The following is a 13043-nucleotide window of genomic DNA, read 5'->3' as shown; positions in this document are numbered from 1 at the left end:
GTCATCCGGCATGAGCCCGGGAAAGTAAGACGCCTGAATATAGTTAACGAGATGAAAAAGCTGGGAAAAGAGTACAGTAATATGGTCATGGTGGTATGACCATATTACTGGGGATCCCTCAGCCCTGCGGGAGAGGGTCGGGTGAGGACATCAGGCCGCACTCAGCCCTTACGAATCATATACCGGTACGGCAAGGCTTCCGTTTCCTGCGCCACCAGCTCGTGTTCCATGAAGGTACAAAAACCGGGAATATCGCGGGTGGTGGCCGGGTCATCAGCGATAATCAGCAGCGTTTCGCCGCTCTGCATGTTGCGCACGGTTTTGCGCACCATCATTACCGGCTCCGGGCAGCGGAGGCCCAGGGCATCAAGCGTGTGGTCAGGGCTGGAAAACAGGTCGGTCATTTTCTTCTCGTTCAGGTAAAAACGGCTGTAGTTTACGCCCCGCCGCCGTCAATGCAAACCAGGTTAACGATTGCGTGAAAATTAGCCATTGCAAAGCGTCGTCAAAGCAGTATCATGCGGCGGCTTTATTGGGTTCCCTCACCCCAAATATTAATCAAAAAGGTACAATATGAACTCCTTTACACAATCGCAGCGCGTTAAGGCGTTGTTCTGGCTTTCGCTATTTCATCTGCTGGTGATCATCTCCAGCAACTACCTGGTGCAGCTCCCGATCTCCATTTTTGGTTTCCATACCACCTGGGGCGCGTTCAGTTTTCCGTTTATTTTCCTCGCAACCGATTTGACCGTACGCATTTTCGGCGCACCGCTGGCGCGGCGGATTATTTTTGCGGTGATGATCCCGGCGCTGTTTGTCTCCTACGCCATCTCCTCCCTGTTTTATATGGGAAGCTGGCAGGGCTTCGAGGCGCTGACGCATTTCAACCTGTTCGTCGCGCGTATTGCCGCCGCCAGCTTTATGGCCTATGCCCTGGGGCAGATCCTCGACGTTCACGTATTTAACCGCCTGCGTCAGAACCATCGCTGGTGGATGGCGCCAACGGCCTCCACGCTGTTCGGAAACGTGAGCGATACGCTGGCCTTCTTCTTCATCGCCTTCTGGCGCAGCCCGGACGCCTTCATGGCAGAGCACTGGATGGAAATCGCCCTGGTGGACTACGCCTTCAAGGTGCTTATCAGCCTGGTATTCTTCCTGCCGATGTACGGCGTACTGTTGAATATGCTGCTGAAAAGGCTGGCAGATAAATCTGAAATCTCCGCATTGCAGGCAGGTTAAGGGTTCGCTTTATCAGTTGTGATAAGATGAACGAATGAGCCGCTATGGCCGTTTATCGAAAGGAAGAAGTCAATGCGCAATCTGGTTAAATATGTCGGGATTGGCCTGCTGGTAGTTGGCCTTGCAGCCTGTGATAACAGCGACACCAAAACGCCTGCTCAGGGCGCGTCAGCAGAAAGCAACGCCACCGGTCAGCCGGTGAGCCTGATGGATGGCAAACTCAGTTTCTCTCTGCCCGCAGACATGACCGACCAGAGCGGTAAGCTGGGCACCCAGGCAAACAACATGCACGTCTATTCCGATGCCACCGGCCAAAAAGCGGTGATCGTGATTGTCGGTGACGATACCAGCGAAGATCTGGGCGTGCTGTCCAAACGTCTTGAAGATCAGCAGCGCAGCCGCGACCCGCAGCTCCAGGTGGTAACCAACAAGTCCGTTGAACTGAAAGGCCACACGCTGCAGCAGCTGGACAGCATTATCTCTGCCAAAGGCCAGACCGCGTACTCCTCCGTCGTGCTTGGCAAGGTCGATAATAAACTGCTGACCATGCAGATCACCCTGCCGGCAGACGATCAGCAGAAAGCGCAGACCACCGCTGAAAACATCATTAACACCCTCGTGATCCAGTAACGCTTCACCAGGATGACGTGGCCTCCGTCGCTTGCGCCGGGGGCCATTTTTTTGCCGCGACTTTCAGACTAACGCTCCAGACGAAGCAACTCCGGCGCACTACAATTAGCAGGCCCCCCCGGAAAAAGGAATTCTTATGACTGCCAGCCCGCCCGATAAAGCCGGACTCCATATTTTATTAAAACTCGCCTGCCTGGTGGTTATCCTTGCGGGTATCCACGCGGCGGCGGATATCATTGTCCAGCTGCTGCTGGCGCTGTTTTTCGCTATCGTCCTCAACCCGCTGGTGACATGGTTTTTACGACGCGGCATCAGCCGCCCGGTCGCTATCACCATCGTGGTGATGGTGATGCTGGTTGTCCTGACGGCGCTGTTCGGCGTGCTCGCCGCCTCGCTGAGCGAATTTTCCACCATGCTGCCGCAATACAATAAAGAGCTGACGCGCAAGCTGGTCGATCTCCAGCGAATGTTGCCGTTCGTAAACCTGCATATTTCACCGGAACGGATGCTGCGCCGGATGGATTCCGAGAAGGTGATGACCTACGCCACGACCCTGATGACGGGGCTTTCCGGGGCGATGGCCAGCATTCTGCTGCTGGTAATGACGGTGGTGTTTATGCTGTTCGAAGTGCGCCACGTGCCGTATAAGCTGCGTTTTGCCCTGAACAATCCGCAGATCCATATTGCCGGTTTACACCGCGCGCTGAAGGGCGTCTCTAAATATCTGGCGCTGAAAACCCTGCTTAGCCTGTGGACCGGCGTCATTGTCTGGCTGGGGCTGGTATTGCTGGACGTGCAGTTCGCGCTGATGTGGGGCGTGCTGGCGTTTTTACTGAACTACGTGCCCAATATCGGCGCGGTGCTCTCCGCCGTCCCGCCGATGATCCAGGCGTTCCTGTTTAACGGATTTTATGAGTGCATGCTGGTGGGGGCGCTGTTCCTCGTCGTGCATATGGTGCTGGGCAACATTCTCGAACCGCGCATGATGGGCCACCGCCTGGGCATGTCAACGATGGTGGTGTTCTTATCGTTGCTGATCTGGGGATGGCTGCTGGGACCGGTGGGCATGCTGCTCTCCGTGCCGCTCACCAGCGTCTGTAAAATCTGGATGGAAACCACCAAAGGAGGCAGTAAACTCGCCATTCTGCTGGGGCCGGGTCGGCCAAAAAGCCGTTTGCCGGGATAACCGGGTGCAAAGGGTTAAAAGTGACGTTTATTCGCCAGCGCGCCGACAACATTGTAGGATGTGCGCAGCAAATCGCGCTGGCGAACAAAAAGACAACGAAACAGGTTTATCGCGGACGCGCGCAGATGAAATTTACACTCACCATTATCGACTGGCAGGCACGAGCGCCGGGACTCAGCGATGCCGACGCATGGCAGGCGTGGTCACGCCGGTCTGACGCCATCGATCCCGCTGCGCCGCTGGCGAAACTGACCGATCTGCCGATGATGACCGCCCGCCGCCTTAACCCGGGCAGCAGGCAGGCCGTCGATCTTGGCCTGACCATGCTTCGCAAACATCGCATCGACGCCGTCGTCTACGCCAGCCGCCATGGCGAACTGGAACGCAATTACCGCATTCTGGAAGCGCTGGCGGCAGAGGAGCCCGTTTCACCCACTGATTTTGCGATGTCGGTCCACAACTCGGCGGTTGGCAATTTGACCATCGCTGCCCGCCAGCCGATCGTCTCGTCGTCGGTGTCCGCCGGTATGGATACTTTTCAGCAGAGCTTATGCGAGGTGCTGAGCCTGCTGCATGCGGGCTACTCCCGCGTGCTGCTGGTGGATTTCGACGGCCTGCTGCCCGCGTTTTACCACGCCGGGCTGCCGCCCCAGATGCCCGTCTGGCCCTACGCGCTGGCGCTGGTGATTGAAGCCGGAGAGGCGCTCAGCTGTGAAACGCACGGTAAAAGCGCAGGTGAAGAGCCCGCGCTGCCACAAAGCCTTCAGTTCCTGCGCCATTATCTGAGCGACGAACAACGCTTCACGCTGCCCGGCGAGCGCCTTGAGTGGCAATGGACGCGTCGGTGAGCGGGCTGCTTACTCGCCTCGAACGGCTATGGCGCGTGCTGATGACCGGATTCTGCTTCGCGCTGTTCGGCTTCGGCGGGCTGATGCTGTCGCTGGTGTGGTTTAACCTGCTGCTGATTTTCCAGCGCGACCGCACCAGGCGCCGCCGTCTGGCACGCCGCAGCATCTCCGCCAGCTTTCGCCTGTTCCTCGCGGTGGTACGCGGGGTGGGGGTGCTGGATTACCGCTTCACGAACCTGGACGCGCTGCGCGCCGAGCGCGGCTGTCTGGTGATTGCGAATCACCCTTCGCTGCTGGACTACGTCCTGCTGGCTTCGGTGATGAACGAAACCGACTGTCTGGTTAAAAGCGCGTTGCGGCGTAACCCGTTCGTCAGCGGCGCGATCCGCGCGGCGGATTATCTGATTAACAGCGAAGCAGACGCGCTGCTTTCCGCCAGCCAGCGGCGTCTGGCCCAGGGCGACACGCTGCTCATCTTCCCGGAAGGGACCCGTACCCGGGTGGGCGAAGGGATTACCCTGCAACGCGGGGCGGCGAATATCGCCGTTCGCTGCAACAGCGCCGTGCGCGTGGTTATTATCCACTGTAGCGAACGAATGCTGGATAAACAGAGCAGCTGGTATAACGTTCCGCCCAACAAACCTGTTTTCACCGTGGATGTTCGCGAACGCATCAACATTCATGATTTTTATGATGCGAGCCAGCACGAGCCCGCGCTGGCGGCAAGGCAGTTAAACCGGCATATGCAGCATCAGTTAACAACCGGTCTTCAATCTTTGTCAGGAACGAAAGATGCAAGCGCTCTATCTTGAAATTAAGAATCTCATTATCTCTACGCTGAATCTGGAAGAACTTACCCCAGAGGATATTGATACAGACGCCGCGCTGTTTGGCGACGGGCTGGGTCTGGACTCAATCGACGCCCTTGAGCTGGGGCTGGCGGTGAAAAATCAGTACGGCGTAGTGCTTTCTGCCGAAAGCGACGAGATGCGTCAGCACTTCTATTCCGTTGCCACGCTCGCTGCTTTTATCCATCAACAACGCGCCTGAGAATGACCCGCTATGACAGAACAAAAAACGATTTATCAGGAAGTCTCTGCGCTTCTTATTACGCTGTTTGAAGTCGCGCCGGAGGATATTACGCCAGAGGCACGGCTTTACGAAGACCTGGATCTCGACAGCATCGATGCCGTCGATATGGTGGTGCACCTGCAAAAGAAAACGGGCCATAAAATCAAGCCTGAAACCTTCAAAGCGGTGCGCACGGTGCAGGACGTCGTGGACGTTGTGGAACAGCTTCAGCGCGACGCGTAACGTGCGTTCGATTCCGGTACTTCCCGTCCTGACGGGGCTGATGCTGCTGGCATGGCCGTTTTTGATCGGCTTCGGTCTGGCGAATAATAGTCTGCACGGGATCCTGCCCGTGATGGCGCTGGTGCTGCTGTTGCGCATCTGCCAGGCCCGCCGGCAGGACGGCCCCCTGCGCTATATGCTCGTGAGCGTAGCGCTCGTGGGCATCGTGCTTTGCGCCGCGAGCTATGTCCTGCACGCGCATCGGTGGGTACTGTATTATCCGGTGGCGGTGAATCTGGTCATGCTGGCGGCGTTTGGCGGCTCGCTGTGGACGTCAATGCCTGTCGTCGAACGGCTGGCGCGCCTGCGTGAACCGGATCTCTCCCCCGCCGGGGTACGTTACACGCGCCGGGTGACTCAGGTATGGTGCGGCTTTTTTATTATCAACGGGGCGATTGCGCTGTTTACCGTGCTGCACGGCGATATCCGCCTGTGGACGCTGTGGAACGGGATGATTGCCTATCTCCTGATGGGCACGCTGGCAATCTGCGAGTGGCTGGTGCGGCAACGGGTGATGAAAAACGATGATTAATCCTCTTCCGCTGAGCCAGTGGCTCAACGCGCCCCGTCCTGACGATACGCCCGTTGCCTGGCGCGGGGAGCGCCTCTGGACGCTCGGCGACCTGCGCCACGACGTCACGCGCCTGGTCGACGCGCTGCGTCATGAAGGCGGCGATCGCTGGGCGCTGTGCGTTGAGGACGGCTATCTGTTTATTGTCGCGCTGCTGGCGACGCTGCACGCGGGCAAAACGCCCGTTCTTCCCGGCCACGCCCGCGGCGCGCAGCTTGATGAGCAGCGGGCGCTGTTCAGCGGCATCCTGAGCGATACCGCGCTTGACGTTCAGGGGCGACAGCTGCGGGTGACTTGCACAACGCGAACGGACCGCGCCTTTTCACCGCTGCCCGATATCGACGAAACGCGCGTGATTGAGCTTTACACCTCCGGCTCGACCGGCACGCCGCAGCGGGTGAGCAAGCCGGTGGTCAGCCTGGATCGCGAAGCCCGCCTGCTGGCGGACCATTTTGGCGATCGCCTGGCGGGCCGTCACGTCGTGGCTTCCGTGGTTCTGCACCACCTGTACGGCCTGACGTTTCGTGTCGTCCTGCCGATGGCGCTCGGCCTGCCGCTGCACGCCAGCCTGCTCAGCTATGCCGAACAGCTCTCTGCCCTTCCCGACGATAAACGCTATCTTTTCATCAGCAGCCCGGCGTTCCTCAGGCGGCTTGACCCGTCGCTGACGCCGCCGCCCGTCGACCTGCTTCTCTCCGCCGGCGGCGTGCTCCCCTGGCGGGATATTGCCGCGGTTCACGGCTGGCTCAGCGTCTGGCCGGACGAGATTTACGGCAGCACGGAAACGGGGATTATGGCCTGGCGCTACCGTCAGGAGGAAAGCACGCTCTGGGAGCCTTTCCCCGGCGTGACGTTTCACGGCGACCGCGTTTTGTCGCCGCTGATCCACGAGCCGGAGGGGATCGCGCTGGATGATATCCTGCAGTTCACGGCTGACGGGCGGTTCAGCCTCGCCGGGCGTCGGGGGCGGGTGGTCAAAATTGAAGATAAGCGCATTTCGCTCGAGGAAGTCGAGCGCCGCCTGCTGGCGCTGGACGGCATCCGCGAGGCCGCCGCGCTGGCGGTCACGCGCGGCGGGCGTCAGGGCATTGGCGCGCTGCTGGTGCTCAGCGACGAGGCGCTTCTGCACAGAGAAAGAGTGGGTAAAAATGTTCAGGAATCCGCCTGGCGTCGCGCCCTTCGTCCCTGGCTTGAGCCGGTTGCCGTACCGCGCTGCTGGCGCATCGTTGATGAAATTCCGGTCGACAGCATGAACAAGCGCGTGACCGCGCAGCTACAGGAGCTATTTCATGAAGATGCATGAGATCGAACGCCGCCAGCCCGAGCCCGGGCATCTGGAGATAACGCTCTATCTCGACCCCGGCCTGGTCTGGTTCAGGGGGCATTTCGCCGTACAGCCGCTGCTTCCCGGCGTGGCGCAGCTCGACTGGGTGATGCACTACGCCGCCGCGCTGGCGCCGGGCTATCGCTTTCACAGTATTCAGAACGTGAAGTTCGCGGCCCCGCTGCTGCCGGAGAATACGGTGTCGCTGCTCCTGGCCTGGCAGCCCGAACGCCAGATGCTCACCTTCAGCTATCAGCGCCATGCGGGCGGCGAGCGCCTTACCGCCAGCAGCGGGAAAATTCGCTTATGCCAGTAGCCTTCCGCCCCTGCGTGCTGATCCCGTGCTACAACCACGGCGCGACGATGCCCTCGGTGCTGGCGCGCCTCGCGCCGTTCGATCTGCCCTGCCTGGTGGTGGACGACGGCAGCGATGACTCCACCCGCCGCACGCTTGAAGCGCTGGCGGCGGAGCAACCGGAGGTGACGCTGCTGCGTCTGCCAGAAAACCGCGGTAAGGGCGCGGCGGTGATGCAGGGTCTGGAAGCCTGCGCAGCGCGCGGCTTCACCCACGCCGTTCAGGTGGACGCTGACGGCCAGCACGCTATCGAAGACATCCCCAAACTGCTGGCGCTGGCCGAACGCCACCCCGAGGCGTTAATTTCCGGGCAGCCCGTTTACGATGATTCGATTCCCCGCTCGCGCCTGTATGGACGCTGGATCACGCACGTCTGGGTCTGGATCGAGACCCTCTCCCTGCAGCTGAAAGACAGCATGTGCGGTTTTCGCGTTTACCCTGTCGCACCGGTACTGCGCCTTGCGGCAGAGGTGCCGCTCGGTAAGCGGATGGATTTTGACACCGAGGTGATGGTGCGGCTCTACTGGCAGGGCAACACCAGCTATTTTCTGCCTACCCGCGTGACCTATCCGCCGGACGGGATATCCCATTTCGATGCCCTGAGAGACAACGTGCGCATCTCGCTAATGCATACCCGCCTGTTCCTCGGCATGCTGCCGCGCATGCCCGCGCTGCTGATGCGTCGCCGCGCGCAGCACTGGGCGCAGCAGCAGGAGGTGAAAGGGCTGTGGGGCATGCGCCTGATGCTGCGCGTCTGGCAGCTGCTGGGGCGAAAGGCGTTTACCGTCCTGCTGTGGCCGGTGACCGCCGTCTACTGGCTCACCGCCCGCTCTGCGCGTCAGGCGTCCCGGCAGTGGCTGGCGCGCGTCAGGCGGGTGATGGCGCAGCGGCAAATGCCGCAACCCGCGCGGCTTAACAGCTTTTCCCACTTCCTGCGCTTCGGTCATGCCATGCTCAACAAGGTGGCCAGCTGGAGCGGCGAAATGAAGCTGCATCGCGATCTGGTCTTTGCGCCGGGAGCGCAGGAGGCGCTTGGCCTCGACGATCCTCAGGGTAAACTGCTGCTGGCATCGCACCTTGGCGACGTGGAAGCCTGCCGGGCGCTGGCGCAGCGTGAAGGCGCAAAAACCATCAACGCGCTGGTCTTTAGCGATAACGCCAGACGGTTTAAGCAGGTGATGGAGGAGATGGCGCCGCAGGCGGGCATTCACCTGATGCCGGTCACCGACATTGGCCCGGATACCGCCATCCTCATTAAAGAGAAGCTCGATCGCGGCGAATGGGTGGCGATCGTGGGCGATCGCATCGCCGTTACCCCGCAGCGCGGCGGCAGCTGGCGGGTGATCTGGAGCGAGTTCCTGGGCCAGTCCGCGCCGTTCCCGCAGGGGCCGTTTATCCTGGCGTCCATCTTACGCTGCCCGGTGGTGCTCATTTTTGCCCTCTGCCAGCAGGGAAAACTGACCCTGCACTGCGAGCGCTTCGCCGACCCGCTGCTGCTGCCGCGCGGCGAACGCCAGCAGGCGCTACAGCAGACCGTCGACCGCTATGCGCAGCGGCTGGAGCACTACGCGCTCATGTCGCCGCTTGACTGGTTTAATTTTTTCGATTTCTGGCGGCTGCCAGAGGTCAACGAGAAGGAGTAAAGGGTGCTGACCGATCCCCGCTTTACGGCTGAAGTTGAAATCACCGTCCCCTTCCACGACGTCGATATGATGGGCGTGGTGTGGCACGGCAACTACTTCCGTTACTTTGAGATTGCCCGCGAAGCGCTGCTCAACCAGTTTGACTACGGCTATCGCCAGATGAAAGCCTCGGGCTACGTCTGGCCCGTGGTGGATACCCGCGTGAAGTACCGCGACGCGGTGACCTTCGAGCAGCGCATCCGCGTTCGCGCCCGGATTGAAGAGTATGAAAACCGCCTGCGCATCGCCTATCAAATCGTTGACGCGCAAACCGGGAAGCGCACCACCACCGGCTACACCATTCAGGTGGCGGTGGATGAAGCAAGCCGGGAGATGTGCTTTGTCAGCCCGGCCATTCTGTTCGAACGCATGGGGATCGCGCCATGAAATGGATACCTCTTATCGCCCTGCTGCTTAGCCCGCTGGCCAGCGCGGTGACGCTGGATGAACTGCAGCAGCGGTTTGCGGAGCAGCCGGTCGTGCGCGCGCACTTTGAACAGACCCGCACCATCAAGGGCATGCCCCAGCCGCTGCGCTCGCGGGGGGAGATGCTGATCGCCCGTGACGACGGCCTGCTGTGGGATCAACAGGCGCCGTTCCCGATGACGCTGCTGCTGGATGACAAACGGATGGTGCAGGCGATCGGCGGCCAGCCGCCGCAGACCATCACCGCCGACAATAACCCGCAGATGTTCCAGTTCAACCATCTGCTGCGGGCGCTGTTCCAGGCCGACCGTAAGGTACTGGAAGAGAACTTCCGCATCGATTTTCAGGATCGGGGAGAAGGCCGCTGGTCGCTGGTGCTGACGCCTGTCACCACACCGCTGGACAAGATTTTCGCCACCCTTGATTTGCAGGGTGCCCTCTATCTGGAGTCTATTCGCCTGAACGACAGGCAGGGCGACACGACGGATATCGCCCTTTCCCGCCACCAGCTTACGCCCGCTCGCCTGACCGATGCAGAACGCCAACGCTTTGCCGCACCGTAACCCTCTGCGCCCGGCGCTGCTGTGGGCTGGGTTATGCCTGATCCTGCTCGTCGTGCTGCTGTCGCTGCTGCCCGGCGCGCGGCTGAACAGCAGCGTGCTCGCCATGCTGCCGAAACAGACGCTCGGGGCAGTTCCTCCGGCCCTCAACGACGGGTTTATGCAGCGCCTGGACCGCCAGCTCGTCTGGCTGGTCAGCCCCGGCAAACGGCCGGACCCGCGCGTGGCGCAGCAGTGGTTAACCCTGCTGCAGCGCAGCCAGGCGCTCAGCGAGGTAAAAGGCCCGCTGGACGCCGCCGGGCAACGGGCGTGGGGGGATTTTTTCTGGCAGCACCGCAATGGTCTGATCGATCCGGCCACCCGCGCCCGCCTGCAAAACGGCGGAGAGGCGCAGGCCAGGTGGATCCTGTCGCAGCTTTACTCCGCCTTTTCCGGCGTGAGCGGCAGGGAGCTGCAAAACGATCCGCTGATGCTGACGCGCGGCGCGCAGCTCGCGCTGGCGAAGAACAGCCAGAAGATGCAGCTGATGGACGGCTGGCTGGTGACGAAAGATGAGGCCGGAAACTACTGGTATCTGCTGCACGGCGAGCTGGCGGGCTCCTCGTTTGATATGCAGCAAACCCACCGGCTGGTGACCACCCTTAACGCGTTGCAGCAGACGCTGAAAGCCCGTTATCCACAGGCGCAGCTGCTCTCGCGCGGAACGGTGTTCTACAGCGATTACGCCAGCCAGCAGGCCAAACGGGATATTTCCACGCTCGGCGTCGCCACGGTGCTCGGCGCGATCCTGCTGATTGTGTCGGTGTTCCGCTCCGTGCGCCCGCTGCTGCTGAGCCTGCTCTCCATTGCCATCGGCGCGCTGGCGGGCACGGTCGCGACGCTCCTGCTGTTCGGCGAGCTGCATCTGATGACGCTGGTGATGAGCATGAGCATCATCGGTATCTCGGCGGACTATACGATTTACTACCTCACGGAGCGGATGGTGCACGGCGCGACACAGACGCCCTGGCAGAGCCTGGAGAAAGTGCGTAACGCGCTGCTGCTGGCGCTGCTGACCACCGTCGTGGCGTATCTTTTCATGATGCTGGCTCCCTTCCCCGGCATTCGGCAGATGGCGGTGTTCGCCGCCGCAGGGCTGAGCGCCTCGTGCCTGACGGTGATTTTCTGGCATCCGTGGCTGTGCCGGGGTATGCCGGTTCGCCCGGTTCCCCTGAGCGGGGTGATGCAGCGCTGGCTGAACGCATGGCGCAACGGTAGAGCCCTCTCCGTCGGGCTGCCGGTAGCGCTGGCGCTGCTCTCCGCCATCGGGATCGCCAGCCTGCGGGTTGATGACGATATCGCCCAGCTTCAGGCGCTGCCGCAGGACATACTGGCCCAGGAAAAAGCCATCACCGCCCTGACCGGGCAGAACGTCGATCAGAAGTGGTTTGTGGTGTACGGCGCGTCGGCTCAGCAAACGCTGGAGCGGCTGGAGGCGTTTACCCCGGCGCTGGCGCAGGCGCAAAAAGCCGGCGAGTTTTCCCGCTGGCGCACCCTGCCGCTGAACTCGCTGACGCGCCAGGAGAGCGATCTGCATCTGCTGCGCGGCGCCGCGCCGACGGTAACGAACATGCTGCAAAGCGCGGGGATGAACGCAGTGAAACCGAATCTGAACGCCATGCCCGTCAGCGTGGAGGCGTGGCTCGCGAGCCCCGCCAGCGAGGGCTGGCGACTGCTGTGGCTGACGCTGCCGGACGGTAAAAGCGGCGTGCTGGTTCCGGTCGACGGCGTCAGAGACAGCGCCGCACTCGGCGAGCTGGCCGCCCGCCATCCAGGGGTCGTCTGGGTCGATCGTAAGGCCAGCTTCGACAGCCTGTTTGCGCTCTACCGCGCGCTGCTGACGGGGCTGCTGTGCGTGGCGCTGGCGGTGATTGCCTGCGGCGCGGTGGTGCGTCTCGGCTGGCGAAAAGGGCTGGTGGCCCTGGTGCCGTCCGTGCTGTCGCTGGGCGGCGGGCTGGCGGCGCTGGCCGTGGCAGGCCACCCGGTGAACCTGTTTTCCCTGCTGGCGCTGGTGCTGGTTCTGGGCATTGGCATCAACTACACGCTGTTTTTCAGCAACCCGCGCGGTACGCCGCTGACCTCCATGCTGGCAATTACCCTTGCCATGATGACTACCCTGCTGACGCTGGGGATGCTGGTGTTCAGCACCACCCAGGCCATCAGCAGTTTTGGCATTGTGCTGGTGAGCGGTATCTTTACCGCGTTCCTGCTCGCTCCGCTGGCGATGCCCGCTAACAAAGAGAACACACCATGACCCGTTTTATTCGCCTGGCGGCTGTCGTGATGGCCCTGCTGCTGGCGGGATGTAGCCATACGACGAATCGCGATGACGCGCGCCCTCAGGCCTGGCTACAGCCGGGCACCCGCGTCACGCTACCGCCGCCGGGCATCACCCCGGCTATTCGTTCGCAGCAGCTTTTGACCGGCAGCTTTAAGGGTCAAACCCAGTCGCTGCTGGTAATGCTTAACGCAGACGAACATAAAGTGACGCTTGCCGGCCTCTCCTCCGTCGGGATCCGCCTGTTCCTCGCCACCTACGACGAGACCGGGATCCACACCGAGCAGTCGGTTGTGATGCCGCAGCTGCCGCCAGCAAGCCAGGTACTGGCCGATGTGATGCTTAGCCACTGGCCGCTCCGCGCCTGGCAGCCGCAGTTGCCGAAAGGCTGGACGCTGAACGATACTGACGCCAGACGCGAACTGCGCAACCCCGACGGCAAACTGGTTACGGAGATTGTTTACCTGAACCGCAGCGGCAAACGCGAGCCGGTTAGCATTGTGCAGCACGTTTTTAACTACCACATCACCATTCAATATCTGGGTGACTGAG

16 protein-coding genes are annotated in these 13043 nt (G+C 61.4%); 15 read left to right on the top strand and 1 reads right to left on the bottom strand.

Annotated elements, in window-relative coordinates:
• Positions 1 to 161: 161 nt before the first annotated feature.
• On the bottom strand, positions 162 to 404 hold the full coding sequence (gene tusA / locus OWK27_RS22460) for a sulfurtransferase TusA (RefSeq protein ID WP_148420538.1): 243 nt from the start codon (positions 402 to 404) through the stop codon (positions 162 to 164).
• 169 nt (positions 405 to 573) lie between these two features.
• On the opposite strand from tusA, the gene OWK27_RS22455 reads away from it, so the two are divergent.
• From OWK27_RS22455 to OWK27_RS22385, 15 genes are all read left to right on the top strand, one after another.
• Complete coding sequence (locus OWK27_RS22455) at positions 574 to 1239, top strand: 7-cyano-7-deazaguanine/7-aminomethyl-7-deazaguanine transporter (RefSeq protein WP_022649676.1); 666 nt, start codon at positions 574 to 576, stop codon at positions 1237 to 1239.
• 72 nt (positions 1240 to 1311) lie between these two features.
• The gene (locus OWK27_RS22450; RefSeq protein WP_148420537.1) at positions 1312 to 1869 is read left to right on the top strand and encodes a DcrB family lipoprotein; all 558 of its coding nucleotides are present in this window, start codon (positions 1312 to 1314) and stop codon (positions 1867 to 1869) included.
• 136 nt (positions 1870 to 2005) lie between these two features.
• Positions 2006 to 3055 carry an AI-2E family transporter gene (locus OWK27_RS22445; protein WP_003861270.1) on the top strand — a complete coding sequence of 350 codons (1050 nt, stop codon included), beginning with the start codon at positions 2006 to 2008 and terminating at the stop codon, positions 3053 to 3055.
• Positions 3056 to 3180: 125 nt separating this feature from the next.
• Positions 3181 to 3903 carry a beta-ketoacyl synthase chain length factor gene (locus OWK27_RS22440; protein WP_267591261.1) on the top strand — a complete coding sequence of 241 codons (723 nt, stop codon included), beginning with the start codon at positions 3181 to 3183 and terminating at the stop codon, positions 3901 to 3903.
• Positions 3888 to 4715, top strand: a complete 828-nt coding sequence (locus OWK27_RS22435; protein ID WP_267591260.1) for a lysophospholipid acyltransferase family protein — start codon at positions 3888 to 3890, stop codon at positions 4713 to 4715. The genes OWK27_RS22440 and OWK27_RS22435 overlap by 16 nt, the downstream gene beginning before the upstream one ends.
• On the top strand, positions 4696 to 4953 hold the full coding sequence (locus OWK27_RS22430; RefSeq protein WP_003861263.1) for a phosphopantetheine-binding protein: 258 nt from the start codon (positions 4696 to 4698) through the stop codon (positions 4951 to 4953). The genes OWK27_RS22435 and OWK27_RS22430 overlap by 20 nt, the downstream gene beginning before the upstream one ends.
• Positions 4954 to 4965: 12 nt before the next feature.
• Positions 4966 to 5217 carry an acyl carrier protein gene (locus OWK27_RS22425; RefSeq protein ID WP_176609276.1) on the top strand — a complete coding sequence of 84 codons (252 nt, stop codon included), beginning with the start codon at positions 4966 to 4968 and terminating at the stop codon, positions 5215 to 5217.
• The gene (locus tag OWK27_RS22420) at positions 5189 to 5788 is read left to right on the top strand and encodes a hypothetical protein (protein WP_148420533.1); all 600 of its coding nucleotides are present in this window, start codon (positions 5189 to 5191) and stop codon (positions 5786 to 5788) included. The genes OWK27_RS22425 and OWK27_RS22420 overlap by 29 nt, the downstream gene beginning before the upstream one ends.
• Entirely contained in the window at positions 5781 to 7130 is a 1350-nt protein-coding gene (locus tag OWK27_RS22415; protein ID WP_267591256.1) for an AMP-binding protein, read from the top strand. Before OWK27_RS22420 ends, OWK27_RS22415 begins: the two co-directional genes overlap by 8 nt.
• Positions 7117 to 7467: a hydroxymyristoyl-ACP dehydratase gene (locus tag OWK27_RS22410; RefSeq protein ID WP_193355799.1), complete on the top strand. Its 351-nt coding sequence runs from the start codon at positions 7117 to 7119 to the stop codon at positions 7465 to 7467. Before OWK27_RS22415 ends, OWK27_RS22410 begins: the two co-directional genes overlap by 14 nt.
• On the top strand, positions 7458 to 9149 hold the full coding sequence (locus OWK27_RS22405; protein ID WP_267591255.1) for a glycosyltransferase family 2 protein: 1692 nt from the start codon (positions 7458 to 7460) through the stop codon (positions 9147 to 9149). Before OWK27_RS22410 ends, OWK27_RS22405 begins: the two co-directional genes overlap by 10 nt.
• 3 nt (positions 9150 to 9152) lie before the next feature.
• Positions 9153 to 9575: an acyl-CoA thioesterase gene (locus tag OWK27_RS22400; RefSeq protein WP_148420529.1), complete on the top strand. Its 423-nt coding sequence runs from the start codon at positions 9153 to 9155 to the stop codon at positions 9573 to 9575.
• Positions 9572 to 10177, top strand: a complete 606-nt coding sequence (locus OWK27_RS22395; protein ID WP_267591254.1) for an outer membrane lipoprotein carrier protein LolA — start codon at positions 9572 to 9574, stop codon at positions 10175 to 10177. Before OWK27_RS22400 ends, OWK27_RS22395 begins: the two co-directional genes overlap by 4 nt.
• Entirely contained in the window at positions 10146 to 12467 is a 2322-nt protein-coding gene (locus tag OWK27_RS22390) for an MMPL family transporter (protein ID WP_267591253.1), read from the top strand. Before OWK27_RS22395 ends, OWK27_RS22390 begins: the two co-directional genes overlap by 32 nt.
• Entirely contained in the window at positions 12464 to 13042 is a 579-nt protein-coding gene (locus tag OWK27_RS22385; RefSeq protein ID WP_267591252.1) for a DUF3261 domain-containing protein, read from the top strand. Before OWK27_RS22390 ends, OWK27_RS22385 begins: the two co-directional genes overlap by 4 nt.
• Position 13043: the final 1 nt, after the last annotated feature.

Source organism: Enterobacter cloacae complex sp. 2022EL-00788, from assembly GCF_026627565.1.
In the GTDB taxonomy this organism is placed as follows: Bacteria; Pseudomonadota; Gammaproteobacteria; order Enterobacterales; family Enterobacteriaceae; genus Enterobacter; species Enterobacter pasteurii.
This window is presented reverse-complemented; position numbering and strand designations above follow the sequence as displayed.